Origin of the sequence: Sulfitobacter sp. UBA1132 (assembly GCF_002311545.1) — a bacterium.
Lineage (GTDB): Bacteria > Pseudomonadota > Alphaproteobacteria > Rhodobacterales > Rhodobacteraceae > Sulfitobacter > Sulfitobacter pontiacus.
On sequence record NZ_DCAN01000015.1, the window covers coordinates 12,435 to 35,713 of the forward strand.

The following is a 23,279-nucleotide window of genomic DNA, read 5'->3' on the forward strand; positions in this document are numbered from 1 at the left end:
TATCACCGTTCATCATCGCTTTTCTCCTTACTGAGCCCCTCCGAAACTAGGTTATACAGACTCAACCAACCTCCTCCGCTGGAAGGTTCCGACATAGTTTCACCCGATTGCTCCCAGGATTGGGAATGTTTCCAATAGCCACCAAGAAAAGGCGCTAAGCTGACCCGTCATCATCCCGATCCCCATCAGGACCATGACCGCGCCCGCCACTTGATGCAGACGCCGCCCGACCGCACCAATCGTCCGCAAGCGCGTTGCAACCTGATCGGTAAAAGCGGCCACGATCAAAAACGGCACGCCAAGACCTGCCGAATAGATCCCTAACAGCCAAACGCCTTCTGATATCGTGGCGCTTGCTGCACTGGCTGTCAGGATCGCACCAAGGATCGGTCCAATACAGGGGGTCCAACCAAAGCCGAAGGCAAGGCCCAGGACATAGGCCGCCACCGGCTGCCCGCCGGGAAGGTCGAGGTTAAACCGCAGGTCACGCTCCATTGTTTGAACGCGCGCGGCCCCCAGCATGAACAACCCAAACAGGATCACGACCGCGCCCCCGATCAGGTTCAGCTCGAACCGCCAGCGCAAGAGCGCCTGCCCCAATGCTGTGGCCGATGCACCGAGCGCCATGAAGATCGTTGAGAACCCCAACACAAAGCAGAAGCTCAGCCAAACCGCTTGGCTCCGACTACGCTCCGCGCCCGCGGCGCCAGTGCGCCCGGCAATATAAGAGACGTAGCCCGGCACCAGCGGCAAGACACAGGGCGAGACAAAGGAGATCGTTCCGGCCAGTAAAGCGGCAATCACCCCGAGGGAGGAGACATCAAGCACCCGGCGCCTCCTTCCCCTTTGATAAGCGCCTGAGCGCACCGAAGTAAGCTGCGAAAGGCACGACGAGCCATTGCAACATCGGTGTCAGTCCTGCGTCGATGAACGGGATGACTGGCATGATCTCGCGGTAGGCCCAAGCCTCACGGACCTCGATATTGAGCCATTCGCTAAAAATCGTGTATCCAAACCCGATCGCTATCATCGCGGTGAATACGGGATAGACCCGCGCCCGTGGCCATGCGCCTGTGCTAAAGATGAACAACGCAAGCAGAAGGCTGCTCATGGCGATTAGCAGGTCGCCTCCGGTGCAATGGACCACGGCAAAGATGATATCGCCCCATGTCCCCTCAACCCAGATTGTATAGAGCGGAATATGGGCAACCTCCCAAAAAAGGTGCCCCAGCAGCGTTAGCAAGGCAAAACGGCGCAGGGTGGTGAGCCAATGTGGCCTGACCAGACTTTGGCTTGTCATTGAAACCACCCCGTTATGCGTTGCCAAAAACCGGGTTCGGCATGGGGCCGCTGGTGCGTCAGCCCGTTGATGTAAAGAACGAGGTTTATCGGCTCAAAGTCTGACCCGTGGAATATGCCAACCTGCGCACCCTCACGGTTGAGCAAATGCACCATCGGGGCTCCATCTTTCCGGGCGCTCACAGAGGCGAAGGCATTCACCGTGTCACCAAGGCGATCAACGTCGGAAAGTTGCGCAGCTGTCCAGTTCTGCTCGGCCGGGACCGCAGGTGCCGTATCGCGCAGGGTGACAAAGATGACCATTTCGCGCATGGCACTGGCATTGAGCGCGGCAAGCGTTTTGCTGAGTTGGTCCTGCTGCGCGTCACAGGGGCTGCCGCAAGCATCAGGAGCAAAACTAAGCACCGTGATCTTGCCCCTCATTGCGTCCAGAGAGCCCGTGTCGCCATCTGGTGCCGTCCATTTCACCTCTGGCACCTCTCGCGCCGCAATGGGTTCAAACGCGGCCTCCTTGCCCACCATCGCTTGGTTCAGGTTCTCCCCTGGGTGGTCCGCAAAGGCAGGCGTTACGGTGAACAGCATCGCGGCGCAAATGCGCGCAGCCCGCAACCCGAAGCGGGGTGGTAACAGTAAATTCTGTGTCAATGGTTTCTCTTCTCTTTCGCGATGCGCATAGAAATTTGTTCAGCCATTTCTTCGACCGGCTGCGCGCTTTCGAGAAATACAGCATCAAACCGACCGTCAGGGGCCATCAGGTAAATGTGACCCGCATGGGCCATCATGTAGCCGTCCGGCGCGGTCTCGTTCGAGAGTTTCTCATGGTAGACCTTGAAGGCATCCGCTGCCGCGGAAACCTGCGCTGTGCTGCCCGTCAACCCGGTCAATTGCGGATGGAAATTTGCAACATAGTCCTTGAGAACCTCAGGTGTGTCGCGCTCTGGGTCCACGGTCACAAACAGCGGGGCGACCTGATTTGCTTCAGATCCAAGCTTGTCCAGCACGCTACCCATATAGGCCAGAGTGGTTGGGCAGATGTCCGGGCAATTGGTAAAGCCGAAGAATACAAGCTGCCAACGACCTTTATAATCGTCTTGGGTGACGGCCTGCTCGTCGTGATCGATTAACGCGAATTCGGAACGAATATCTGCGTCGCCGCGATAGACGGCCTGATGCGAGGGGATATGGCCGGGGCGCATAACCGCAAAACCTGCAACGACAACAACAGCTGCGATTGCTGTGGTCCAAAGAATTATGCGAAGCCGACGATGGGTCGTGGTGATCTTGGTCATAGTATGTCTTTCACTGGTGGTTCGCCCGCCTCCTGGACGGGCGAACCAAGGGCGTCAGCCTTTTTGATCTTCGGTATGGGGCGTTTCCATATGCTCTTTCATGGACTGCATCATCTCGTTGCAGGTCTCCATCATCGGCCCCATCTCGGCCATCATTTTCATCATGGGCATCATCCCTTCCATGCCCTTCATGTCAGCCATGTCGCCTTTCATATGCTCGCCATCGGCCATCGGCATATCCCCGGTCTCGGGTTTAGCCTCCTGCGCCTGAGCGATAGTGGCGACAAGCAGCAAACCTGTCAGGGCTGCGGTGGTAAGTTTCACTGTGTAGGTCATGTTAGTTCCTTTCGATTGAGGTTTAGTCTGTCGAGGTGTCCGGTTTTGCCACCGGATCGTTTTTGGCGCAGCCAGAGCCGCCGCGCATGCACAGCCCTAGGGCGCACATGGCGGCACAAGGGGCGAGACTGAGGAGCAAGGGAGCGGCCCCCACGGCGGTCAACCACTCCCAATTCAGCGCTGCACCTCCACCGATGGCGGCAAAGCCGGTCAGCATGAGGATCTGGCGCCGCGAAGGCATGGTGATCGCGAATGAGGGCCGGTTCGCTTTTGCAAAATGGGTCATAGTTGGGTTCATCCTTTTGTAATGACGCGTTGGATTTGAGAAATTGCTGCCCGGCTGTCCCACGCAGCGGGGCCAATCTTGCGGGCAACCTCGCGGCCTTGGGGGTTAACCAGCAGTGTTGTGGGCAGGCCGACAACGCCAAAGGCCATCATCCCCCGCAACTGATTTGCCAGATAAAGGTCGAGATGCGTGATGCCGATCTCCGTATAGAACGCGCGCACAGCGTCGAACCCGCCCTTGTCGATTGAGAGTGCAAGAACGTGAAACTCCGGGCCACCCAATCGTTCCTGAAGCCGGTCAAGGGTCGGCATCTCATGGCGGCAGGGAGCGCACCATGTCGCCCAGATGTTGAGCAAAAGCGTCCGGCCACGAAACTCTGCCAAAGTCAGGCTCCGCCCGGCCCCATCCGTGATGGGCGGCGACAGCATAGGTAAAGGCTTTTGATGCTCTACCATCAGGGTCCGCGCCGCGACAGGCGTGGACCCAAGCGCCAGTGCGCCGCCCAGAAAAACGCGCCGCTTCACGCCCCCTGCTCCTGTTGCAGACGACGCACCACTGGAAGAATGTCGTTCTCCAGAGACTGCCGGTCAAATGGACCGACATGTTTGTAAGCGATGCTCCCTTCGGCATCGATAACAAAGGTTTCCGGCACGCCATAGACGCCCCAGTCGATTGAGGTCCGGCCAGAACTATCGGCACCGATCCGGTCATAGGGGTCGCCAAGCTCAGCCAGAAATCTTCGGGCGGCAGCGGGCTTGTCCTTGAGGTTAATACCGTGGATCAGCACGGTTTTCGTTTGGGCCAGTTCCACCAGCAGCGGCATCTCAACCCGGCATGGCACGCACCAAGAAGCCCAGACGTTCACCAGTGAAACTTCGCCGTGCAGATCTGCCGCAGACAAGCCGTTTTCGCGTCCGTCAATGGGGGGCAGATCAAACTCCGGGATGTCCCGGCCGAGCATTGTGCTGGGAAGGCTGTCTTCATTGTTGAACAGCCCCCACAGGAAGGCCGCTGCGATTGCTACGAAGACCGTCACAGGAAGTGCGGCGATTAGCACAAACCATCGCGGCTTGCGGACATTTCGCTCAATACCGCTCATGATCCCTCCTCGCTTCTGGAGGTAATCTCGGCTTGATAGTCGCGTTCCCGCTCGGGCCAAGTGCTCTTGATATAGCCGAGGATCGCCGTAATTTCGTCATCGCTTAAAATGCCATCAAACACCGGCATGTCGCTTTCATAACCGGGCACAACCGAGGCCAGCCCGTTCTTGGTAATGTCGAAAAGCTGCTGATCCGCGTGGTGCCATGTATGACCCGTTTCATCATGCGGCGGTGCGGGCATGCGGCCATTGTCGAGCCGCCTGCGCCAGTCAGGTTGGCCCTCGAGGTCTGTGCCGTGGCAGGAGGCGCAGGTCTCCTCATAGAGTCCCGCGCCAAGCTCAATCATCTCTGCGTCCACCGGCACGCCGAACACGGCGAGCGCCGGAGGGCTGTCCTCCTTCCCCCCGGCCCAGACAGCGACCGCCGCCGCGCCCGCGACACCGATAGCGGCGGTCAGACCCAACCGGTTCATGCGGGCCGCCGCAGGTATTTGATCAAGGCCAGCACACCCAGCACCAGCACCGCTAGCACCAAGAGGAAGAGCAGGCCACAGACGATAATCATTCCGACCGACATCGGCCCGTTCATCATGCCCATCATTCTATCCTCATTCATTTGAATACACGGCCACGCCGTCCTCACCGAAGGCGTAGGTCTTGAGCGTGCCGCTCTTGCCTGCCATGCCGGGCGCGTTCTGGGGCATACCGGGCAGCGTGATGCCGGTGACCTCGGGGCGCTCGGATGTCAGACGCTGGATAATCTCAACAGGCACCAAACCGCTGACGTAGTAGCCATCGACCTCGGCAAGGTGGCACCCCAGCCCCTGTTCTGGCACGCCGACCTCGACCGAGCGTTTGTCGAAATTCCGGTCGTCAATACGGGTGACGTGATAGCCATTCTCTTCGGCATAATCGGCGTAAGCATCGCAGCAGCCGCAGGACGGATCGCGCCAGATGGTCATTTGGCGATCTGCGGGGACGGTGCTTGCCGCAGTGTCGGCGGGCGTCGTGTTGTCGCTTTCAGCCATGCCGAAGGTGGCAAAGCCGATGATACCGGCGGCGGCTACGGCCGCGGCCGCGCCGAAGGTGTATTTCCTGTTCATGTCTGATCTCCTTGAGGGATGTTGAGAGGTTCAAAGGTCATGCCGCCATCGCGGCTGACGGAAAGAATGCCGTCGCGAACGGCGGCAAGATGCTGAGGGTCGACAGGATCGACAGCCAGCGCGTCGATCTTTCCCGCCGCCGCGCGCGTCCAATTCACTCCAGCATCTGTCGACGTCCAAAGGCCGCTTTCCAGCCCGGCATAGAGCCGTTCAGACGCTTTGGGCGACAGCGCGAGATGGCGGACAGACTGTCCCTCAGGCAAGGGTTCGGCAGACGGCGGTGTCTTGCCCGCAGCCAGCGCATCCATCGCGTCGCCCGGTGTCACATCCTGCCAGCGGCAAAAGCAATCAGGCACGCGGGTCAGCCCGGCGTCGGTTCCGGCATAGAGCCAGATGCCGCCCATGCCGGTCGGATTGCCAACCGATGCGAGCGTCAGCACTTCGCGTTCAGCCCCGTTGAGGTAGGGCCGATCCATGACGAACTCCCAGCTTTCACCCGCATCTATGCTGCGCCAAAGCCCGTCCTCTGCAAGAGCGGCGTAGAGCATGTCTGGCTCGAGCGCACTATGGGTCAGTGCCGTGACGCGGGTCGCGGGCAGGCCCGCGCCGGCGTCGGCCCATGTGCTGCCCCCATCGCGACTGCGCATGAGCCCGACAGGATCGATTGCCGCGAACATCGTGCCAGGAGTCTCGGGATGGCTTGCGATTGCGGCAATTGAGCGCTCCACCGGCGAAGGCTTGGCTTCTTGCGAAGATGACAGGTACCATAGCCTGCGCTTTGAGGCCGCGACAAGCACGGCGCCGTCGAAACCCAAGGCTTGGATCGGCACCCCTTTTGATAGCGCGAAAGAGGGATCAGGTAGGATCAGCGTGGCACCAACTGCGGCAAGTCCGCCGGTCAGCACACGCCTGCGCGACATCGCGCGAGTGGATTGAATAGGCATGAGGGTCGTTCCCGAAAGTGACAGGTAGGGTCGAGCGCGCCGCTGCCCGTTGGCAGCAAGCGTCGCGAAACCGGGCCGTCACCCTTGGGTGCGGCCGGTCAACTCAGGGAGATGGTTCGCGGTGGGAAAGGATCAGACCCGGGATCGACCCCGGTGAGGTCAAGATCGCCCGGCACCGGCACAAAGAAGCCCTGGACGCTTTCGGGTTGGGACTGAAGCATCTGCGAGGTCACAAAGACGGGTGCTGTGCAATCAATGTCGCACACCGCTTCGCCTTGATTTTCCTGCAAACAAGCGGTGCAGCCACCGTCCTCTTCCATTATTGCGGATGAGGTCACACCTGACATCTGCATCGACATGTTCGCCGCCGCCAAATCATGCGCCAAGATGCCCGTTAAAAGCACGAGCGAGAGGCAGAATGTGGCAAGGCGAAGCAGGATGCGCATGGAAGAGATATAGGGACCCGATGTGTTGCTGTCGATCCCCTCACCAGAAAGTGAGGGTGCGCAAAACGCCGCACGCTCATAGATCAGCAAGACGCAGCGCATGGCAAGCGACCTCAGCGGTCGTGCGACGCCCCATCACTGAGTTTTCCCTCTTCGCCAGCGCCCGTCGCACCGCCTTCATGCCCGAACAGCGCGGCATGCTTATGGGAATTCCCAGAAGTTTCAAATTCAAGACTCGAGTGGCCAATGCCGAATTCGTCTGCGAGACTTTTCTTGACCGCCTGCTTTACAACCTCCAAGTCCGTCCAATCTCGTCCGCTCAACACCACATGACAATCAAGCGCCACTTCATGCTCTTGCATCTGCCAGAGATGGACGTGATGCACATCGCGGACGCCCTCGACATCGGTCATCGCCTTAACCACTGCGCCAGCATCCATGTCGGGCGGGCTGCCCAGCATCAGCATGCGGATCGGGCTCCCGATTTCGGTAAGTGCGAGGTAAAGGATGTAAAGCGCGATACCGATGGTGATCGCGGGATCGACCCAGCGAAGGTCATATAGAATGATCAGTGTGCCACCAATGATTACCGCTACCGAAGCCAGCGCATCCGACAGGTTGTGCAAGAACAAGGCCCTGATGTTAACGCTGCCCTTTTGCATCGAATAGGTCAGCAGCGCCGTCAGCGTATCGACCATGAGCGCGACACCACCCAGAATGACTACCGTCCACCCTGCCACCTGAGGTGGATCAATCATGCGCATCCCGCCTTCGTAGATCAAATATACTCCAACGAGAATAAGCGTGGTGTAGTTAATCAGCGCCGCGACGATTTCGATCCGGCCATAGCCAAATGTCATCCGAGCATCTGCCGGGCGCCGCGCGATCTTACGTGCAACGAAGGCGATGACAAGCGACGCCATATCGGAAAAATTATGCAGCGCGTCCGCAATAAGCGCGAGCGACCCCGCAAGAATACCGCCAATGATTTGCGCCACGGTCAGTAGGGCATTCGCCCAGATGGCCAATGATACTTTGCGGTCGCCGCTCTCGGGGTCAATATGAGCATGATCATGTGCCATCAGCGTTTCCCTTTAATGCTATGTGTATCAAAACGCGGGGCGCCCCGCGTTTTGATGTCTTGCCCCGCAAGCAAAGCAAAGCCTGGTTAGCAGCAGCCCGATGTTTTTTCGTCACGGGAGATTTTCTGCACCAGTTTTGCTGTTTCGTTGCCGCTGGCTTCCCGTGCCACATCGGCCTGTGCGACGATGCCCCAGCATTTACCAGCCGCATCAGTGACTACTGCACGCCTTACCTGCTTCTCTTCCATCTTGGTGCAGCACTCCTCGACATCATCGTCGGGCGCGGTAGTCAGCACGTCTTTTGACATGACGTCAGACGCGCGCGTATCGGTGCCTTTTCCCTGCGCAACCGCACCGCAGCAAATGTCGCGATCCGTAACAACGGCAAACGGCGCGCCGGCGTCGTTCACCACCGGAATGGAGCCGACCGAATTGTCATCCATCAGCTTCGCGGCCTCCTGAACCGAGGCGTCGGGGCCGCAGCAGGTCGGGTTGCTCGTCATGATTTCCTGAACTTGCATGATCTTACTCCTTCATTGGGTAACAGGGTGAAAACCCGAAGGCCGACATGCAAGTTCCAGGGGGCACGACGCCAAGCCACTCTCAGCGCATGGCCCTATGTAGCGTCATAGCTTGAGAACACCTCGCTGCTGCCATCACGGGCAATCAGATAGACGTCATAGGCGTCGCGCTCACTCTCCGGCCCCATCCCCGGCGAGCCATAGGGCATCCCCGGCACGGCAAGACCGATGGCATCTGGGCGCTCGGCCAGCAGGTTGCGGATGTCGGCAGGTGGGACGTGACCTTCGATCATATAGCCGTCGATCTTTCCGGTGTGACAAGAGGCCATTTTCTGCGGGATGCCGTTGTCTTGCTTGTATTTGATCAAGAGCGTTCCCATGCTGCGTTCGGTGGTGACGGCAAAACCTTCGTTCTCCAGAATCTCGATCCACGCCGAACAGCAGCCGCAGTTGGGGTCTTTCATCACGTGGATGGAGGGCTTGTCTTCGGCCCAGGCGGCGAATGGTGCGGCGGCGGCAAAGCTTGCGGAACAGGCCAGCAGGCTACGTCGTGTGAGAAACATGAGAAGTCCTTTCAAAGGTTCAAGCGGTCGTTTCATAGGTCGCATGGGTTGTAGGGCGGCGGCCGAGGATGGCCAACCGCTCGGCGGTGGACGGGCGGAAATACAGCAGCCGCAGGGCGTTGAGCGTCACCAACACAGTCGCCCCGGTATCCGCCAAAATCGCAATCCAGAGGCCGGTAATGCCGAGCACTGTGGTGACAAGGAACACGACCTTTAGCCCGAGCGCTATGGCGATATTCTGCCGAATATTGCCCATCGCGGCGCGGGCGAGACGGATCTGGCCGGGCACGTCTGTCACCCGGTCACGCAAGATCGCGGCATCGGCGGTCTCGAGCGCCACATCGGTGCCGGAGCCCATTGCGACACCCACGTGCGCTGCGGCCAATGCAGGGGCGTCATTGATGCCGTCGCCGATCATCATGACCTTCGCCTCAGCCGTGAGGTTTTGAATGGCCGCGACCTTATCTTCGGGCATCAACTCAGCACGGTGGTCTATACCCAGCCCTTCAGCGATGGCCGCTGCTGTGCGTTGGTTGTCCCCAGTGAGCATCACCGACGAAATTCCCAAGGCGTTCAATTGCGCCACCGCCTCTGCGGCATCGGCACGCGGTTCATCGCGCAGCGCGATGAGACCGTGGGCCACGTCATCGCGCAACACGATTACCACGGTTTTACCCTGTGCTTCGAGCGTTTCCACTTGGGCGCGCAATGTGTCTGACAGCGCCCCGCGCTCTGCCGCCAAACGGGGCGAACCGACGCAGATGGTCGCCCCGGCGATCAACGCCTCGGCCCCTTTGCCGGGCAAGGCGCGGGACTGTGTCGCGGCAGCGGCCTCAATTTCACGCGCATTAGCTGCGCCGCAAATTGCCTGGCCAAGTGGGTGGCTTGCGCCGTTCTCGACACCGGCGGCAAGGGACAATAGATCGTCTTCATTTCCTACAAGCACCTGCACGTCGGTTACCCGCGGCTTGCCTTGGGTCAGCGTCCCGGTCTTGTCAAAGGCGATCTGGGTGATCTGCGCCGCAGCTTCAATCACCGCGCCGCCCTTCATCAGCAACCCGTTGCGCGCCCCGGTGGACAGGGCCGAGGTGATCGACGCAGGCACCGAGATCACCAGCGCACAGGGGCAACCGATCAGCAGCAAAGCCAGCGCTCGATAGACCCATTCGCCCCAAGCGCCTCCGAAGACGAGCGGCGGCACTACGGCCACCAAAGCGGCCATGCCAACTACAGCGGGCATGTAGACGCGGCTGAACCGATCAATGAAACGCTCGGTCGGCGCTCGGGCACTTTCGGCCTCTTCCACCAGCCGCACGATGCGGGCGATGGTATTGTCCGCAGCGGCTTTGGCAACCCGCACGCGCAACATGGCTTCGGTGTTGATCGACCCGGCAAAGACATCCGATCCCGGCTCTTTGAGCCGAGGCACGCTCTCGCCTGTTACGGGGCTTTCGTCGACGCCCGAAGTGCCGCTGACCACTTCGCCGTCACATGGCACTCGATCACCGGGGCGCACCTGCACAATCTGCCCGACACGGAGTGTCTCAGCCGCCACCTCCCGCGTTTTGCGGCCGACCTCAAGCCGCGCCGACTTCGGCACCAAGTTTGTCAGAGCCCGAATGCTATTGCGCGCCTTGCCGGCGGAGACACCCTCCAACAATTCGCCTACGGCAAAAAGAAAGACTACCAACGCGGCTTCCTCCGACTCTCCGATCACCAACGCACCACTCGCGGCGATCGTCATCAGCATTTCGATGGTAAACGGCATGCCCACCCTCGCCATGGCAACCGCGCGACGGGCGACAGGGATCAGCCCGATCAGCGTAGCGATAACAAATCCCCAGTGGGGAACCTCAGCCGGCAGGAAGAGCCGCGACACCCAAGCCGCCGCGAGCAAAGCGCCGCTGCCTAGGACCAAGCGGCCTTTTGCAGTTTGATGCCACGCGGAGTCTGCTGTCTCTTCGGGCGCAGGCCCCTGAGGCACGGCCCCTGCCCCGCCGATCAACGCATCGTCCGGTAGGATGAAACCGCCCTTCGGCCTCTCTGCCTTTGCCCCCTTCGGAGAGATGCCAAAACCGATGCCGCGCACGGCTTTCTCGATCCGATCGGGCGCGGTCTCACTCTCATCCAGCGTCAGGCGCAGGCGCTCGGACATCAGCGCGACATCGACATCCGCAACCCCTGGCAATCGCTCCACCGCGCCGCGCACCTTGCCTGCGCAGGCGCCGCAGTCCATCCCCGTGACGCGCCATTCCCGTTGTGCCGTGCTGCCGTCCGCCATGTCTGTTTCCAATCCGATTCACCGTCAGACGCAGAGATACGACCTACAGCAACTGTAGCTTCAAGCGCTTTTTTAGATCTTTTTTTCTCCCGATCATCTTTCTTTTAGGCTGCGGGAATGGCCTCGTGGTGGAGTATGATACGACGAGTTGCAGAAATTTAGCCCGGGGTAGCACCCCGTTCACGGGCTGCCGACTTGCGCGACACCCTTCAAAAACCTACAGAGACTGTAGAATGAAAGGGACCAGATATGCTTGCCATCGGCACACTCGCAAAACGCACCGGCACCAAAGTGCAGACGATCCGGTATTACGAACAGATAGGTCTGATGCCCGAGCCCGGCCGGACCGAAGGCGGCCAGCGGCGTTACGGCGATGCGGAACTGGACCGTCTCTCCTTCATCCGTCATTCCCGCCAGCTCGGCTTTTCGCTCGAGGCAATTCGGGAGTTGTTGGACCTCTCTGACACGCCAGACCGGTCCTGCGCTGAGGTCGATGCGATCGCCCAAAAGCAACTTCGCGACGTCGAGGCGCGGCTGGTGCGGCTCGAAGCCCTCCGCGTTGAATTGCAGCGCATGATCGGGGCGTGCAATGCGGATCGGGTGGCTGATTGTCGCATTCTTGAGGTGCTGCGCGACCATGAAGAATGCCTTGCCGATCACGGGACCACCGCCTGATGCCCGCTGCCCTGCTCTATCCGCTTGCGGCATTGGCTGAGATCGTCGGGTGTTTCGCGGTCTGGGCGTGGTGGCGCGGCGCTTCGCCGCTATGGCTGGTGCCGGGGCTGCTGAGCTTGGCGCTGTTTGCGGGGTTGTTGGCCTTGGTCGAAGCCGGGTTCGCCGGGCGCGCTTTTGCGGCCTATGGCGGTATCTATATCGCGGCTTCGCTTGTGTGGATGTGGGCTGTAGAAGGGCAGCGGCTTGATCTTTGGGATGCTGCCGGGGCAGGCCTCTGCATTCTTGGCGCAGCGGTGATTATTCTCGCGCCCCGCGCCGGATAGGCTGCCGACCCTCCTCAAAGGGCCGGCAGCCACGCGGTTTAGCTGGCGTCTTTGAATTCGTCGTATTCGCCGCGCACCTGAACGGTCACAGTCACCTCAGTCTTGTCACGGTTGCGCCAGAACCAACCGTGCTGACCTGCGAAACCGGCGGTGATTTCGCCCTGTTCACCTGTCGAGCCGCGGCCCTTTTCATAGGTCTCGGATTGGCCCGAGCCATGACCGTGCAGGTCAAAGTTCACGCGCCCCCCGTCGACCAACATGACATATTCCGCGGTCTGGCCTTCTTCCATCACCAACTTCCACTCGGCGGACTCGCCCGGTGCCAGCGTAAAGGTGATCTCATCGCGCCATTCTTGCACGGGTTCAGACGGCACTTCTTCTGCATGGGCGGCCCCGACGAAGACGCTGAAGATGTCGTTCATCAGGCTTGACTGCTCTTGGGGCACAAGCGCGCCCTGCTCTTCCAGCGCTTTGATGCGGTCCGCTTCGGCCTCTGCGGCAAGCTGGCTTTTGATCTCGCCCATTTCGGCCAGACCGAGCACGCCGCCGATCCCCGTAGGGTCGATGTCGTATTCCGCGGGCAGCACCACGGTCACGAGGATCACTGCGGCACTGGCCGCAGCAATGGCGGTGGAGCGGATGAGTTGCGCGGAGGTTGGCAATTCGTTGAGGCTTGGTTTTTCTGCGTTGAACATGTGGTTCTCCTAATTGGTTAAGCGGCTACGAAATAGCCGGTGATTTGAAGGCCCATGAGGATGAACCCCATAGCCATCATGATGACGTTTGCGGTGTAGGCTTGGCGGAAGAAGTTAGGTGATTTCCGCCAAAAGCCCATGACGATAAGGATGACGGCAAGCGCCATCAGTTGGCCCATCTCGACGCCCACATTGAACGCCAGAAGGTTAGCCAATAGGCCGTCCGGGGCGATCTCGTAGTCGAGAAGCTTGGTGGCCAGACCGGTGCCGTGGAAGAAGCCAAAGATCAGCGTGGCGACCTTGGTATTGGGCTGCGCGCCGAACCAGCGTTGATAAGCGCCAAGGTTGTCGAGCGCCTTATAGACGACCGACAGACCGATGATGGCATCAACGATATAGGCGTTGATGCCCCAGCCGAACCAGACACCCGCCAGCATCGTCGTCGAATGCCCCACAGCAAAGATGCTGACATAGATGCCTACGTCTTTCATCTTGTAGAGAAAGAAGACGACGCCAAACAAAAACAGGATGTGGTCGTAACCCGTCACCATGTGTTTGGCACCGAGATACATGAAGGGAATGATGTTCACCCCCCAGATCTCCTGAATATAGCCCGCATCCCCGGGCGTGACGTTATGCGCCATGGCATAGCTTGCGCTCTGAATGAGCAAGGTAACTGTGACAAGGGACAGGATCGCGATCCGGCGTGCGCCAAAATCGGTCCAGCCCCGTGGGACTGTGTTCATGGATTGAACTCCGCGTATGTGATTTGTGAGGAATGGGAGCGCCAATGGCGCGGCCAGTCACACGCGCGGCGGTCGTTCGATCAGGTAGACCCTTGAAGTATTTGCAGAAGCGGCACTCAGCCGCCATGCGGCCCTGTAGACCTCAACAGGTTGCGCGGCCAAGGCGCGGCCAAACACGACGGCTTGGCTATGATCATGGTCCGCATTGTCGTGGCTGTGCCCATGCATGGCCCAAGCAAGGTCTTCTTCTAACCCGTGAGAGTGCCCGTGATCCGCGATCATCTGTTCATGTTCTTGAAGAACATCCAACACCGCAGGAACATGGGAAGAGGTCGGCACCACGGACCAGACGAGCACGGCCATACAGAGGAGCATCGCAAAAGCGGCTTGCCCAGTTGTCCGTAGAAAAGTCATCTGTCCTGTCTGCCCTCTCGTCAATTACGCGGCGCTTTTCGCCGTCTTGCTCTATCCCCCCCAGGGGGATAGAGTCTTAGTATGTCAGATACCCATATTCATGCAAGTCATCCCGCCCTCATTGCCCGGCTGAAACGTGCCGATGGGCATCTGCGTGCGGTGATCGCGATGTTGGAAGCAGGCAAGCCTTGCGTTGATGTGGCCCAGCAGTTGCAAGCCGTCGAGAAGGCCGTGACCAACGCCAAACGCGTGTTGATCCATGACCACATCGACCATTGCCTTGAGGTCGATGGCTCCGAGAGTGACCGTGCGGAACTCAAAGCTATCACCCGTTACCTCTGAGGGCATCATGCTGGCTGTTCTATCGGACCGCACCTACAGACATCTGTTCTTTGCCCAAGTTGTCGCGTTACTTGGCACTGGATTGGCAACGATGGCGCTTGGCCTATTGGCCTATGATCTGGCCGGGGATCGGGCTGCCATGGTGCTTGGCACCGTCTTCACGATCAAAATGGTGGCCTATGTCGGCATCGCGCCAATTGCCGGCGCCTTTGCCGAGCGTCTGCCGCGCCGTGCTCTATTGGTCACGTTGGACTTGGTGCGGGCTGCGGTGGCCTTGGCCCTCCCCTTCGTAACCGAGGTTTGGCAGATCTATATCCTGATCTTCTTCCTGCAATCGGCCTCAGCCGCCTTCACGCCGACCTTTCAGGCAACCATCCCTGACGTGCTACCGGATGAGGCGCGCTATACCAGGGCTCTGTCCTTGTCCCGCTTGGCCTATGATCTGGAAAACATCATCTCGCCCGCGCTGGCCGCTGTGCTGCTGGCGGTGATGAGCTATAACACCCTGTTTCTTGGGACGGTCGCGGGTTTTGGGGCCTCGGCGCTGCTGGTGTTGACGGTCATTCTGCCCGTTCCCAAGGCGACAGTCGCGCGCGGGATTTATGATCGCACCACGCGGGGGCTTCGGATCTACCTCGCAACGCCCCGGTTGCGCGGACTGCTGGGGCTGAACCTCGCTGTGTCGTCTGCGGGCGCGATGGTTCTGGTAAACTCGGTAGTGTTGGTGCGGGGGCAACTGGGGCTTGATGATATAGCACTGGCTTGGTCGATGTTTGCCTTCGGGGCTGGCAGCATGATCGCGGCGCTGGCTCTGCCCAGAGTGCTGGACAAATTCCCGGATAGACCCGTCATGTTGACAGGGGCTTGGCTGATGATGCTGGCTCTGTTTGGGATCGCAGCGGGCATCATAGGTTTCGGCTTATCTTGGCCTCTCCTGCTGACGATTTGGATGCTTATCGGTCTGGGCAATTCTGCGGTTTTGACACCCTCGGGCCGTCTCTTGCGCCGATCAGCCCAGCCAGAAGACCGGCCTGCTGTATTTGCAGCGCAATTCGCGTTGTCTCATGCCTGCTGGCTGGTCACTTATCCTTTGGCAGGTTGGACCATGACCGCATTCGGAACGGCTCCGGCGTTTATACTGCTGGGGGGTTTGGCTGCGTTCGGGATCGTAGCAGCTTTGCGCTTTTGGCCCGCTGACGAGTCGGACAACGTGGGTGTGTCTCGCACGCAGTTCTGAATATGACGGGCCCGCGCCAGGCCCATTCCGGATGAACTCTGATCAATCGACAGGCTCTTTCGTCGTGACCTTCGGGTCGAGTGCGCCGCCCGAGGCTGGGCCGCGAACCGGCTGGATCAACATGCGATCAAGCCAGAGGTCCCGGCGCTTGCGGAACTGCTCAATCCCGATCTCCATCCCCTCATGCCCTTTGGCTGGCTGCGCAACATACGTCCCCAAAAGGTGGTCCCACCACGGCAGGTTAAAGCCGTAATTCGAGTTGGTCTCACGTGGATCGACGGAATGGTGAACACGGTGCATGTCAGGGGTCACCACAAAAAGGCGCAGTATCCGATCCACCGGGCGCGGCAGGTGGATATTGGCGTGGTTGAACATCGCGGTCGCGTTCAAGACCACCTCGAACAGCATCACTGCCACGGCGGGCGGGCCGATGGCGGCGACCACCGCGAGCTTGATGCCCATCGATATGAGAATTGCAACCGGGTGGAACCGCAACCCTGTTGTCGCATCGAACTCGAGGTCGGCGTGATACATGCGGTGCAGCCGCCAGAGGCCGGGGACCGCGTGGAACATCACGTGCTGTAGGTAGATCGTCAGATCAAGCAGCAGCATTGAGGCGGTAATTGCCACCCAGACGGGCAAGTCAAAGTTATTAAAGAACCCCCAGCCCCGTTCTTCAGCCATGACGGCAAGGCCAACCGCTACGATCGGAAATGAGAGCCGCAAGATGATCGTGTCGACGGCCACCAGCGCGAGGTTGTTCGTTCAACGGATCACCCGCGGGATCTGCCGCCGACGCCGCGGCGCCGCGACTTCCCAGAGGGCCATAGCCACAAGCACACCCAGAAAGGCAGCAAGGCGGATCATGGGTTCGGCAGAGAGAAAGGTCTCAAACATCAAAAGAAGCTTTCCGGATTGTCTGGCACAGCAAAATAGCTATCATTCAAGCAATTGATTGAATGAAGTTATCGTTAGGAGACCCCCGATGTCTGAATTGTCAGTCGTCATATAAAATGGGACATCAGAGCGGCTTGAACATTGGAGGCTCTGGTTCGGTTGCGTGATTGATTATGCGGCTTGTTTTTGATGTTGCAAGCGGCGCTGTCGGATCGTCAGTTTCTTGATCTTCTCCCTTTCTCTCAGAATGGCTTTGTCCCGTCCAAAGTAGACGTCGGCGAGTGTGACGTTGTTCAGGCTCTCGTGGTAGCGCTGGTTGTTGTAGTAGTCGACGAAGGCCCCGATCTGTTGTTCGAGATCACCGGGCAGGTAGTAATTCTCCAGCAGAACACGGTTCTTCATGGTCTGGTGCCAGCGTTCGATTTTGCCCTGGGTTTGTGGGTGGAATGGCGCCCCGCGAACGTGGTCCATTTTCTGATCGGTCAGCCATTTGGCCAGATCGCCAGAGATATAGCAGGAGCCGTTGTCGCTGAGCAGACGGGGTTTGTGTCGGACCACGGCTTGGTCGCAGCCCGATGCCTGAAGCGCCAGCTCGATCGTGCTGGTCACATCCTCGGCCTGCATGTTCGTGCAGAGCTTCCAGGCGATGATGTAGCGGCTGTAGTCGTCGAGGATGGTGGACAGGTAATACCAGCCCCAGCCAATGATCTTGAAGTAGGTAAAGTCAGTCTGCCACATCTGGTTGATGGCGGTGGTCTTGTCCGTGAACTCATCCATTGCCCGGCAGGCGATTGCAAAGCAATCTGCCGAGAGGGGGCGGCCTTGATCACCACGTAGTCCGGCGCAGTAATCAGATCAGCGGCTTTCAGGATGCGGTAAACCGATGATTCAGAGACAAAATATCGCTTCTCATCGGTATATTTAACGGCCAGCTCGCGTGTGGTCAGTGCCTCATGCTCCAACGCAAACTCGATCAGATCGTCACGGCGGACATCAGGGATGCGGTTCCAGACCGACTTTGGACGTGGCGAACGATCTGCCAGGGTATCAAAGCCACCTTCGACATATCGGCCATATCCCGCTGACCGGCAGCACATGCGCAGCATGTGAGAGATGTGTCGGTAAAATGTGGTGCGCGGGATGCCCAGCATATCAAGGGTCTTCTTGGTTGGCAGATGCGACCCTTCAACTGTGCGAATGATCTCCAACTTCTCGGTTGCTGGATACCTCATTCCTCGAACTCCCCAGCCCCTGTCATGCTTTTTTTGAGCAGACGGTTCTCAAGGGTTAGGTCAGCCACGCATTCCTTCAGAGCCATGGCCTCGGATCGCAGATCCTTTACCTCAGGCGATGTCGCTTGACGCGCGTTTCGGGGCTTTCGCGGCCCCACCGGGGCCACGGTCCCCTTCACCGCCGGAAAGGCGACGCTTTCCAGCCTCAAGGAATTCCTTCGACCAAGTATAATACAGGCTGTCAGAGATACCCTCGCGGCGACATAACGCAGAGATGCTTTCCTCCCCGCGCAATCCGGCCAAAACAATGCGGATCTTCTCCTCCGCCGAGTAGGTCTGGCGGGTCTTGCGGCGGATGTTTTTGACCAGCTTGTCAGCTGCATCTTTCGATGTTCCGGGCTTCTTGTTCATCTTCGCTCCTTAAAGGCTACGATGAATCAGAAACCCATTCGACGTTCTCCAAGAACCGGCACGGGCTCTTTCAGAAAAGCAAACTTCTGCGCCACCTGTTCGAGAAGACCGTTGCACGGTGTATCGCTGATGGCTTGGTGAGCGGGCAACGCCTTGCGGCAGGTGTCAGCCTGATTGAGGCTGATGCGAACAAACAGAACTCTACACCGAAGGAAGATTGGGACCGCAGTGCCATCGATCCAAAAGATGCGCCGCGTGCGGTGAAGGAATATCTCAACGTCTTGGATGACGCGGATTTTGGTGCAGCATCCGAGGTTGAAACCAAGTTTACGTCCCATTCTGATCCCGCCAGCCAGTGGACCGCAGCTCGGAAAGGCCCCGCGTTCTTCAGCTATTCTACCAATTATCTGATTGATACCGGCCATAGCGTCATCGTGGACGTTGAGGGAACGCGGTCGATCCGGCAGGCAGAGGTCGGGTCAGTGCGCACCATGTTGGATCGCATCAAAGACCGGCACGACATTGATCCAGAAAGACTGATCGCAGACACTGCTTATGGATCAGGGCCAATGTTGGGATGGCTGGTTGATCGTAACATCAAACCCCACATTCCAGTGCTGGATAAAGCTGGACGGACTGACAGCACCTGGTCTCGCGCCGACTTTGAATGGGACCCTGAGAACAACCAATACATCTGCCCGGAAGGCCAGCCGCTCAAGCAATTCCGCCGCAACTACTCAGATCCAAACCGTGGTCCCACCGGCAAAGGCGTCGCCAAGTATCAGGCTTTGAAACACACCTGTCAGGCCTGCCCATCGAAGATGAAGTGCTGTCCGAAAGCCGATGCACGCAAGATCACCCGCGAAGAACACGAAGATGCCCGGCAGGCCGCCCGTGATATTGCCAAGACCAAGCAGTATGCGATCTCGATGCGGTTGCGAAAGAAAGTCGAGATGCTCTTCGCACACCTCAAACGCATCCTTGGCTTGGGGCGGCTCCGATTACGTGGTCCATGCGGCGCAAATGATGAATTCCTCCTCGCCGCAACCGTCCAAAACCTCCGGAAACTTGCTAAGATCTTTCCTGCGCCGCAGCAAACGCGCAAAGCCTGATAGGAAAGGCGCACGCGCCGGATCTGGAACAGCTATTTCTGCGTTTGCAAACGTTAGTTTTTCCACAGAATCGGCGGAAAGCGGTCGTTCGCTGCGGGCGCAAGAGAGCCCCCCCGCGACATTAAGAGCAGACGCTCGCGCAATGCATCTGACATACTGGTTTATGACGTCCTTTTGGTCATGTTAGGGTGCCGCGTCGCATGCTCTCGAAGCGGGGGTTGGCAGCAACTCGGCAACCTTAGAGCATCGAACCGATGTCCGACGCCCCCGTTGGATATGCCGCGGGCATCGTCTTGATCTGATCAACCGTGAGCCCCAGCTTGATTGCCAAAGAAAAGATATTGATGAGTTCCGCGTAGTCCGGACCGAACATATGCGCGCCCAAGATCTTGCCCTCTGAATTCGAGATGATCTTGGCACCTGCATGGGTCTCGCCCAGACGTTTCTGGGAGAACCAGCCGGAAGTATCTGTGAATGATACCTCTACATCGCCGGTCTCGCGCGCTTCTTCTTCCAGCATGCCGACCCGTGCGAGCTCGGGGATGGTGAACACCACGCTGGGCACGCCTGTGTAATCCGGCTCGGTCTGCTTGCCTTTCAGCATGTTCGAAGTGGCGATCTTGCCTTCGAAGACAGCCACCGGGGTTAGAGGCTTGCCCGGGGAGGCTGCGGCGTCACCGGCTGCGTAGACGCGGGGGTTGGAGGTGGATTGCAGCCAAGGGCTTACCTTCACACCGCCATGCTCGGCTTCGATTCCAGCAGCGCTTAGATTCAACTCATCGACGGCCGGCATGCGACCTGCGCCGTGAACCATGAGGTCGGCCTCTTTGACATGAGTATTACCGTCTTTGCCGTAGAAAATGCGCTGCGCTTTGCCTGCAGCTTCAATCTTTTCGGGGGTTGCTTCGGAAATGATTGCGATCCCCGCCGCGCGACTGCGCTCCAGCAGCATATCGACAAGATCAGGATCGAACAGCTTGAGCTGCCGTGCGCCGTGGTCAAGGATCGTGACCTCGGCGCCCGCTCGTGCGGCGATATGAGCAAATTCGAATGAGATGTAGCCGCCCCCCACGAAGATGATGCGCTTTGGCAGGTTCGACAGGTTTAAGAAATCAGTGCTGTCGATTAGGCGCTCGGCACCAGGAAAATCCAGCGGACGCGGTTTCGCGCCAGTGGCGATCAGCGCGTGACCGAATGTGATTTCGCCATGGCCATCGATTTCGATCCGATCCGCTGCGGTGAAGCGGACTGATCCATGCAAGGTTTGCACACCGGCTTTCTTCAGCCCGTCCTCCATGTTCTCAGGCACCGGGTCGGTGAAGCTTTCCTTGTGCTGCATCAGCGCGGGCCAATCGATCCGCGTGTCACCGGCCACTCCCTTGCCGCTCAGCAGCCGCGCGGCGTCGACCGTCTCGGCCCCGGCGCGCAACATTTTCTTTGGATCACAGCCCCGCAGGGCACAGGTGCCGCCGTAGGGGAGCTCGTCCACAATGGCGACTGACCAGCCTGCACGCGCGGCCTTTTTCGCAGCGTTGACCCCGGCCATGCCGGCGCCGATGACGATCAGGTCAAGTGTTTCGGTCATGAGATTTCCTTAAAGTCGAGAGTTCGGAACGCGTCTGTCGCAGGCTCAACGATATCGCCCGAGCATTCGTTCACTATGCCACCAGTTTCCAATCACGCCGAGACCGATCGAGAGCCCAAGCCAGCGCCAATCGTCGCCGCCCAACGGCAACACGCCTGCGCCATACGCCAGCACCGGTAGTGTCATCGCCAGCAGAAACGGTCCTGTGTAGCGGCAATGCACAGGGCCACAGCGATGGGCATTGTGCAGACAGGCGATGCCCATCCAAGCCAGTGCGGCGACCCAGAACGCGGTTTTGGGGCCATCGGCAAGCGGAATCGCCAGAAGCATTGCGCCGATGGGGAGCCACCAAGCAAGCAGGCTGTCGCGCCGGGTGCTCAGCCAATCGTGGTTTGAGCGGTCTGCCATGTCTTCACCCCGCGCAGCACGACAGGGCGGCCACATCCTTCTCGAAGGTCTGTGCTGCCAGTTTCAGCCCTTCGACCGTCGTTAAATAGGGCATGATGGTATCGCCAAGTTCCTCGTAAGTCAGCCCGGCTTTCAGCGCCATGGCCGCGGTTTGGATGCTATCGGCACCTTCTGGCGCGAGGATCTGTGCGCCGAGCAGCCGTTTGCTCCCGGCTTCGGACAACAGCTTGATCAACCCGCGCGTATCGCGGGCCGCCAGCGCACGCGGCACAGCGTCAAGTGGGAGAATGGAGGTCACGACCTCAAGGCCAGCGGCGCGGGCCTGCGCTTCACTAAGCCCGACACCGGCCACTTGCGGATCAGAAAAGACGACCCAAGGCATGGTCGCGTTGTCGTAGGTGCGTGTCTCATCCGCCACAGCATTCCGGGCGGCGATCTTGGCTCCATAGGCGGCCATATAGACGAACTGATCGCGGCCAGTAACATCACCTGCCGCCCAGATGTTAGGGTTGGTGGTGCGCATATGAGGATCGGTCTGGATGCCTCCGCGCGCGCCCACCGTGATCCCGGCAGCCGCGAGGTTCAGCCCGTCACTGTTTGGCACGCGGCCCGTTGCGAGCACGAGCCGTTCTGCTGTCAGCACTTGGTCATCCGAAAGGTTCAGTGCGATGGCGGCGCCTTGCTTTGAGATGCGATCATAGCCTTTTGCACGCACCAGTCGGATGCCCTCGTCCGCCAAATAGCCCTCAAGCGCCGCCGAAACCTCGGGCTCCGCTTCGGGCAGCACGCCACGACGGCTAACCAGCGTCACGTCGACACCGGCGCGCGCGAAAAGCTGCGCCAGTTCCACGCCGATATAGCCCGCGCCGAGAACCAACAAGGAGGATGGCAATGCGGTCAACTCCAGCGCTGATGTGCTGTCGAGCGTATCGACCTCCTCAATCCCCGGGATGGCAGGCACATGCGGGCGTGAGCCGGTGGCGATGATGAACTTTCCCGCCGGAAAGAGGCTGCCATCGACCGTCAACTTGCCTTCATCATCGAATGTCGCCCGGCCTTCAACGTAATCAACATTCTCATGCCGGGGCAGAACATCCGCGTATTTCGCTTGGCGCAACTCTTCGACCAGCGCCTGTTTCTGCGCAACTGTAGCCGCCCAATCAGTCACGCGGGCCTCGGCCTCAATCCCATCGAACCGACCCGCCGCACGCGCGTGGTGCAGGCTCTCGACCGCGCGGATCAGGGCTTTGGATGGCACGCAGCCCACGTTAACGCAGGTGCCGCCGATGGTGCCTGCGCCAATCAGTGCCACGCGCGCACCAGCTTCGGCCGCGGTGATGGCAGCGGAGAAACCAGCGGAGCCGGCGCCGATCACGGCGAGATCATAGGGGCCGTTTTGGGGTGAACTGCTATCTTTCATGAGGGGTTCTCCGAATTACGGCGCTTCCAGAGCGCGTAAACTGTGATGCCGATAAAGACGGCGAGCGCGGGCAGCAGCACGTAGTCGAGCCAGCCCAGCAACGCCGACAGTCCGACCACGCCGAACAAAATGACCAGCACAGGCGTGAAGCAGCAGAGGGCAGCGATAACCGTGCCGATAAGACCAACCTTGAGCAGACGGCTCTGGTTGTCGGGTGTCTTTGCTTCCTTCACGATCCGCTCTCCGTGGCCAATGACGCGCCATAGCCTACGCCGGTCACGGCAGCGACGATGGCCTCCGGGTCGGTGAGCGCATTGTCATAGCGCAGGACATAAAGACCGTTTTCCGTATCGCCCTCGATGAACTCAAGGATTTCGACGCTTTCCACGCGCTTCATCGCGGTGGCGACGATGTAGCTGCACGAAGGGCAAGTGAGCCCCTCAACAGCGACGCGTGTGGTGGCCTCTGCGGCCATTGCTACGCTGGCTGAAAGGATGAGCGCAGCGGTGGAGATAAGAAGTTTCATGGGAGAC

The 23,279-nt window shown here is 59.4% G+C and carries 29 protein-coding genes and 3 pseudogenes; 5 read left to right on the forward strand and 27 right to left on the reverse strand.

The genetic code is table 11. The features are described from left to right. Positions 1-99: 99 nt before the first annotated feature. The 17 genes from B4F27_RS11565 to B4F27_RS11645 all read right to left on the reverse strand — a co-directional run bounded on the left by B4F27_RS11565 (position 100) and on the right by B4F27_RS11645 (position 11,249). A complete protein-coding gene (locus B4F27_RS11565; protein ID WP_005848477.1) occupies positions 100-828 on the reverse strand; it encodes a cytochrome c biogenesis CcdA family protein in 729 nt (242 codons plus the stop codon). Next, the gene (locus B4F27_RS11570; protein WP_074637741.1) at positions 821-1,300 is read right to left on the reverse strand and encodes a hypothetical protein; all 480 of its coding nucleotides are present in this window, start codon (positions 1,298-1,300) and stop codon (positions 821-823) included. The genes B4F27_RS11565 and B4F27_RS11570 overlap by 8 nt, the downstream gene beginning before the upstream one ends. After that, positions 1,297-1,944 carry a hypothetical protein gene (locus B4F27_RS11575; protein WP_286759723.1) on the reverse strand — a complete coding sequence of 216 codons (648 nt, stop codon included), beginning with the start codon at positions 1,942-1,944 and terminating at the stop codon, positions 1,297-1,299. Before B4F27_RS11575 ends, B4F27_RS11570 begins: the two co-directional genes overlap by 4 nt. Further along, positions 1,941-2,588: an SCO family protein gene (locus tag B4F27_RS11580; protein ID WP_005848473.1), complete on the reverse strand. Its 648-nt coding sequence runs from the start codon at positions 2,586-2,588 to the stop codon at positions 1,941-1,943. Before B4F27_RS11580 ends, B4F27_RS11575 begins: the two co-directional genes overlap by 4 nt. A gap of 54 nt (positions 2,589-2,642) precedes the next feature. Continuing rightward, entirely contained in the window at positions 2,643-2,924 is a 282-nt protein-coding gene (locus B4F27_RS11585) for a hypothetical protein (protein ID WP_074637740.1), read from the reverse strand. Positions 2,925-2,946: 22 nt separating this feature from the next. Further along, on the reverse strand, positions 2,947-3,210 hold the full coding sequence (locus tag B4F27_RS11590) for a hypothetical protein (protein ID WP_286759724.1): 264 nt from the start codon (positions 3,208-3,210) through the stop codon (positions 2,947-2,949). Positions 3,211-3,218: 8 nt separating this feature from the next. Next, positions 3,219-3,734: a TlpA family protein disulfide reductase gene (locus B4F27_RS11595; RefSeq protein ID WP_074637736.1), complete on the reverse strand. Its 516-nt coding sequence runs from the start codon at positions 3,732-3,734 to the stop codon at positions 3,219-3,221. After that, on the reverse strand, positions 3,731-4,309 hold the full coding sequence (locus B4F27_RS11600; RefSeq protein ID WP_074637734.1) for a DsbE family thiol:disulfide interchange protein: 579 nt from the start codon (positions 4,307-4,309) through the stop codon (positions 3,731-3,733). Before B4F27_RS11600 ends, B4F27_RS11595 begins: the two co-directional genes overlap by 4 nt. After that, positions 4,306-4,782 carry a c-type cytochrome gene (locus tag B4F27_RS11605; protein ID WP_005848463.1) on the reverse strand — a complete coding sequence of 159 codons (477 nt, stop codon included), beginning with the start codon at positions 4,780-4,782 and terminating at the stop codon, positions 4,306-4,308. The genes B4F27_RS11600 and B4F27_RS11605 overlap by 4 nt, the downstream gene beginning before the upstream one ends. Further along, positions 4,779-4,910 carry a hypothetical protein gene (locus B4F27_RS11610; RefSeq protein WP_005848461.1) on the reverse strand — a complete coding sequence of 44 codons (132 nt, stop codon included), beginning with the start codon at positions 4,908-4,910 and terminating at the stop codon, positions 4,779-4,781. The genes B4F27_RS11605 and B4F27_RS11610 overlap by 4 nt, the downstream gene beginning before the upstream one ends. Before the next feature lie 7 nt (positions 4,911-4,917). Next, on the reverse strand, positions 4,918-5,412 hold the full coding sequence (locus B4F27_RS11615) for a DUF411 domain-containing protein (protein WP_005848459.1): 495 nt from the start codon (positions 5,410-5,412) through the stop codon (positions 4,918-4,920). Then, positions 5,409-6,356: a WD40/YVTN/BNR-like repeat-containing protein gene (locus tag B4F27_RS11620; protein WP_286759725.1), complete on the reverse strand. Its 948-nt coding sequence runs from the start codon at positions 6,354-6,356 to the stop codon at positions 5,409-5,411. Before B4F27_RS11620 ends, B4F27_RS11615 begins: the two co-directional genes overlap by 4 nt. A 98-nt stretch (positions 6,357-6,454) precedes the next feature. Next, positions 6,455-6,904: a hypothetical protein gene (locus tag B4F27_RS11625; protein WP_083350926.1), complete on the reverse strand. Its 450-nt coding sequence runs from the start codon at positions 6,902-6,904 to the stop codon at positions 6,455-6,457. Between the two features lie 11 nt (positions 6,905-6,915). Further along, on the reverse strand, positions 6,916-7,884 hold the full coding sequence (locus B4F27_RS11630) for a cation diffusion facilitator family transporter (protein ID WP_286759726.1): 969 nt from the start codon (positions 7,882-7,884) through the stop codon (positions 6,916-6,918). Positions 7,885-7,970: 86 nt separating this feature from the next. Beyond that, positions 7,971-8,405, reverse strand: coding sequence for a CBS domain-containing protein (locus B4F27_RS11635; protein ID WP_286759727.1), 435 nt, complete (start codon positions 8,403-8,405; stop codon positions 7,971-7,973). 95 nt (positions 8,406-8,500) lie between these two features. Further along, positions 8,501-8,968 carry a DUF411 domain-containing protein gene (locus tag B4F27_RS11640; protein ID WP_286759728.1) on the reverse strand — a complete coding sequence of 156 codons (468 nt, stop codon included), beginning with the start codon at positions 8,966-8,968 and terminating at the stop codon, positions 8,501-8,503. A gap of 19 nt (positions 8,969-8,987) precedes the next feature. Next, entirely contained in the window at positions 8,988-11,249 is a 2,262-nt protein-coding gene (locus B4F27_RS11645) for a heavy metal translocating P-type ATPase (RefSeq protein WP_286759729.1), read from the reverse strand. Positions 11,250-11,498: 249 nt separating this feature from the next. Here B4F27_RS11645 and B4F27_RS11650 point away from each other — a divergent pair, with 249 nt between their 5' ends. Next, positions 11,499-11,924 carry a MerR family transcriptional regulator gene (locus B4F27_RS11650; RefSeq protein ID WP_074637724.1) on the forward strand — a complete coding sequence of 142 codons (426 nt, stop codon included), beginning with the start codon at positions 11,499-11,501 and terminating at the stop codon, positions 11,922-11,924. Further along, on the forward strand, positions 11,924-12,247 hold the full coding sequence (locus tag B4F27_RS11655) for a YnfA family protein (protein ID WP_286759730.1): 324 nt from the start codon (positions 11,924-11,926) through the stop codon (positions 12,245-12,247). The genes B4F27_RS11650 and B4F27_RS11655 overlap by 1 nt, the downstream gene beginning before the upstream one ends. A 38-nt stretch (positions 12,248-12,285) precedes the next feature. On the opposite strand, the gene B4F27_RS11660 is transcribed toward B4F27_RS11655, so the two are convergent. Genes B4F27_RS11660 through B4F27_RS11670 form a run of 3 tightly spaced genes read right to left on the reverse strand, consistent with a single transcriptional unit; the run spans position 12,286 to position 14,051 of the window. Continuing rightward, positions 12,286-12,942 carry a transmembrane anchor protein gene (locus B4F27_RS11660; protein ID WP_286759731.1) on the reverse strand — a complete coding sequence of 219 codons (657 nt, stop codon included), beginning with the start codon at positions 12,940-12,942 and terminating at the stop codon, positions 12,286-12,288. 17 nt (positions 12,943-12,959) lie between these two features. Further along, on the reverse strand, positions 12,960-13,688 hold the full coding sequence (locus tag B4F27_RS11665; protein WP_286759732.1) for a HupE/UreJ family protein: 729 nt from the start codon (positions 13,686-13,688) through the stop codon (positions 12,960-12,962). A gap of 57 nt (positions 13,689-13,745) precedes the next feature. Continuing rightward, positions 13,746-14,051 (reverse strand): hypothetical protein, encoded by a 306-nt coding sequence (locus B4F27_RS11670; RefSeq protein ID WP_286759733.1) that lies wholly within the window; start codon positions 14,049-14,051, stop codon positions 13,746-13,748. A gap of 132 nt (positions 14,052-14,183) precedes the next feature. Between B4F27_RS11670 and B4F27_RS11675 the strand changes: the two genes are divergently transcribed. Together B4F27_RS11675 and B4F27_RS11680 are read left to right on the forward strand one after the other, a co-directional pair. Beyond that, the gene (locus tag B4F27_RS11675; protein ID WP_074637716.1) at positions 14,184-14,444 is read left to right on the forward strand and encodes a metal-sensing transcriptional repressor; all 261 of its coding nucleotides are present in this window, start codon (positions 14,184-14,186) and stop codon (positions 14,442-14,444) included. Positions 14,445-14,451: 7 nt separating this feature from the next. Then, positions 14,452-15,681, forward strand: coding sequence for an MFS transporter (locus B4F27_RS11680; RefSeq protein WP_286759734.1), 1,230 nt, complete (start codon positions 14,452-14,454; stop codon positions 15,679-15,681). A 42-nt stretch (positions 15,682-15,723) separates the two neighbouring features. On the opposite strand, the pseudogene B4F27_RS11685 reads toward B4F27_RS11680, so the two are convergent. Together B4F27_RS11685 and B4F27_RS11695 are read right to left on the reverse strand one after the other, a co-directional pair. Next, a pseudogene (locus B4F27_RS11685) lies at positions 15,724-16,578 on the reverse strand (sterol desaturase family protein). Between the two features lie 171 nt (positions 16,579-16,749). After that, positions 16,750-18,221, reverse strand: a pseudogene (locus tag B4F27_RS11695) (IS3 family transposase). On the opposite strand from B4F27_RS11695, the pseudogene B4F27_RS11700 reads away from it, so the two are divergent. Beyond that, positions 18,185-19,333 (forward strand): annotated as a pseudogene (locus tag B4F27_RS11700) (transposase); the annotation flags it as partial. The pseudogenes B4F27_RS11695 and B4F27_RS11700 sit on opposite strands and share 37 nt — an antisense overlap. Positions 19,334-19,571: 238 nt before the next feature. Here B4F27_RS11700 and B4F27_RS11705 read toward each other — a convergent pair. From B4F27_RS11705 to B4F27_RS11725, 5 genes are read right to left on the reverse strand one after another with little or no spacing between them, the layout of a single operon-like run. Next, positions 19,572-20,918: a dihydrolipoyl dehydrogenase family protein gene (locus B4F27_RS11705; protein WP_286759736.1), complete on the reverse strand. Its 1,347-nt coding sequence runs from the start codon at positions 20,916-20,918 to the stop codon at positions 19,572-19,574. A gap of 45 nt (positions 20,919-20,963) precedes the next feature. Next, positions 20,964-21,326: a hypothetical protein gene (locus B4F27_RS11710; protein ID WP_286759737.1), complete on the reverse strand. Its 363-nt coding sequence runs from the start codon at positions 21,324-21,326 to the stop codon at positions 20,964-20,966. A 4-nt stretch (positions 21,327-21,330) separates the two neighbouring features. Next, positions 21,331-22,746, reverse strand: coding sequence for a mercury(II) reductase (gene merA, locus B4F27_RS11715; RefSeq protein WP_286759738.1), 1,416 nt, complete (start codon positions 22,744-22,746; stop codon positions 21,331-21,333). Further along, on the reverse strand, positions 22,743-22,979 hold the full coding sequence (merF, locus tag B4F27_RS11720) for a mercury resistance system transport protein MerF (protein WP_074637451.1): 237 nt from the start codon (positions 22,977-22,979) through the stop codon (positions 22,743-22,745). Before merF ends, merA begins: the two co-directional genes overlap by 4 nt. Then, complete coding sequence (locus B4F27_RS11725; protein ID WP_286759739.1) at positions 22,976-23,272, reverse strand: heavy-metal-associated domain-containing protein; 297 nt, start codon at positions 23,270-23,272, stop codon at positions 22,976-22,978. The genes merF and B4F27_RS11725 overlap by 4 nt, the downstream gene beginning before the upstream one ends. Positions 23,273-23,279 lie beyond the last annotated feature (7 nt).

Bases quoted from the DNA above. Each gene is read 5' to 3' on its own strand.
- B4F27_RS11600 (WP_074637734.1), bottom strand. From the start codon at position 4,309: ATGAGCGGTATTGAGCGAAATGTCCGCAAGCCGCGATGGTTTGTGCTA.
- B4F27_RS11670 (WP_286759733.1), bottom strand. From the start codon at position 14,051: ATGGCCGTGCTCGTCTGGTCCGTGGTGCCGACCTCTTCCCATGTTCCT.
- B4F27_RS11610 (WP_005848461.1), bottom strand. From the start codon at position 4,910: ATGATGGGCATGATGAACGGGCCGATGTCGGTCGGAATGATTATCGTC.
- B4F27_RS11640 (WP_286759728.1), bottom strand. From the start codon at position 8,968: ATGTTTCTCACACGACGTAGCCTGCTGGCCTGTTCCGCAAGCTTTGCC.
- B4F27_RS11680 (WP_286759734.1), top strand. From the start codon at position 14,452: ATGCTGGCTGTTCTATCGGACCGCACCTACAGACATCTGTTCTTTGCC.
- B4F27_RS11635 (WP_286759727.1), bottom strand. From the start codon at position 8,405: ATGCAAGTTCAGGAAATCATGACGAGCAACCCGACCTGCTGCGGCCCC.
- B4F27_RS11665 (WP_286759732.1), bottom strand. From the start codon at position 13,688: ATGAACACAGTCCCACGGGGCTGGACCGATTTTGGCGCACGCCGGATC.
- B4F27_RS11725 (WP_286759739.1), bottom strand. From the start codon at position 23,272: ATGAAACTTCTTATCTCCACCGCTGCGCTCATCCTTTCAGCCAGCGTA.
- B4F27_RS11625 (WP_083350926.1), bottom strand. From the start codon at position 6,904: ATGCGCTGCGTCTTGCTGATCTATGAGCGTGCGGCGTTTTGCGCACCC.
- B4F27_RS11620 (WP_286759725.1), bottom strand. From the start codon at position 6,356: ATGCCTATTCAATCCACTCGCGCGATGTCGCGCAGGCGTGTGCTGACC.
- B4F27_RS11705 (WP_286759736.1), bottom strand. From the start codon at position 20,918: ATGACCGAAACACTTGACCTGATCGTCATCGGCGCCGGCATGGCCGGG.
- B4F27_RS11655 (WP_286759730.1), top strand. From the start codon at position 11,924: ATGCCCGCTGCCCTGCTCTATCCGCTTGCGGCATTGGCTGAGATCGTC.
- B4F27_RS11570 (WP_074637741.1), bottom strand. From the start codon at position 1,300: ATGACAAGCCAAAGTCTGGTCAGGCCACATTGGCTCACCACCCTGCGC.
- B4F27_RS11645 (WP_286759729.1), bottom strand. From the start codon at position 11,249: ATGGCGGACGGCAGCACGGCACAACGGGAATGGCGCGTCACGGGGATG.
- merA (WP_286759738.1), bottom strand. From the start codon at position 22,746: ATGAAAGATAGCAGTTCACCCCAAAACGGCCCCTATGATCTCGCCGTG.
- B4F27_RS11580 (WP_005848473.1), bottom strand. From the start codon at position 2,588: ATGACCAAGATCACCACGACCCATCGTCGGCTTCGCATAATTCTTTGG.
- B4F27_RS11605 (WP_005848463.1), bottom strand. From the start codon at position 4,782: ATGAACCGGTTGGGTCTGACCGCCGCTATCGGTGTCGCGGGCGCGGCG.
- B4F27_RS11710 (WP_286759737.1), bottom strand. From the start codon at position 21,326: ATGGCAGACCGCTCAAACCACGATTGGCTGAGCACCCGGCGCGACAGC.
- B4F27_RS11590 (WP_286759724.1), bottom strand. From the start codon at position 3,210: ATGACCCATTTTGCAAAAGCGAACCGGCCCTCATTCGCGATCACCATG.
- B4F27_RS11585 (WP_074637740.1), bottom strand. From the start codon at position 2,924: ATGACCTACACAGTGAAACTTACCACCGCAGCCCTGACAGGTTTGCTG.
- B4F27_RS11615 (WP_005848459.1), bottom strand. From the start codon at position 5,412: ATGAACAGGAAATACACCTTCGGCGCGGCCGCGGCCGTAGCCGCCGCC.
- B4F27_RS11660 (WP_286759731.1), bottom strand. From the start codon at position 12,942: ATGTTCAACGCAGAAAAACCAAGCCTCAACGAATTGCCAACCTCCGCG.
- B4F27_RS11650 (WP_074637724.1), top strand. From the start codon at position 11,499: ATGCTTGCCATCGGCACACTCGCAAAACGCACCGGCACCAAAGTGCAG.
- B4F27_RS11630 (WP_286759726.1), bottom strand. From the start codon at position 7,884: ATGGCACATGATCATGCTCATATTGACCCCGAGAGCGGCGACCGCAAA.
- B4F27_RS11675 (WP_074637716.1), top strand. From the start codon at position 14,184: ATGTCAGATACCCATATTCATGCAAGTCATCCCGCCCTCATTGCCCGG.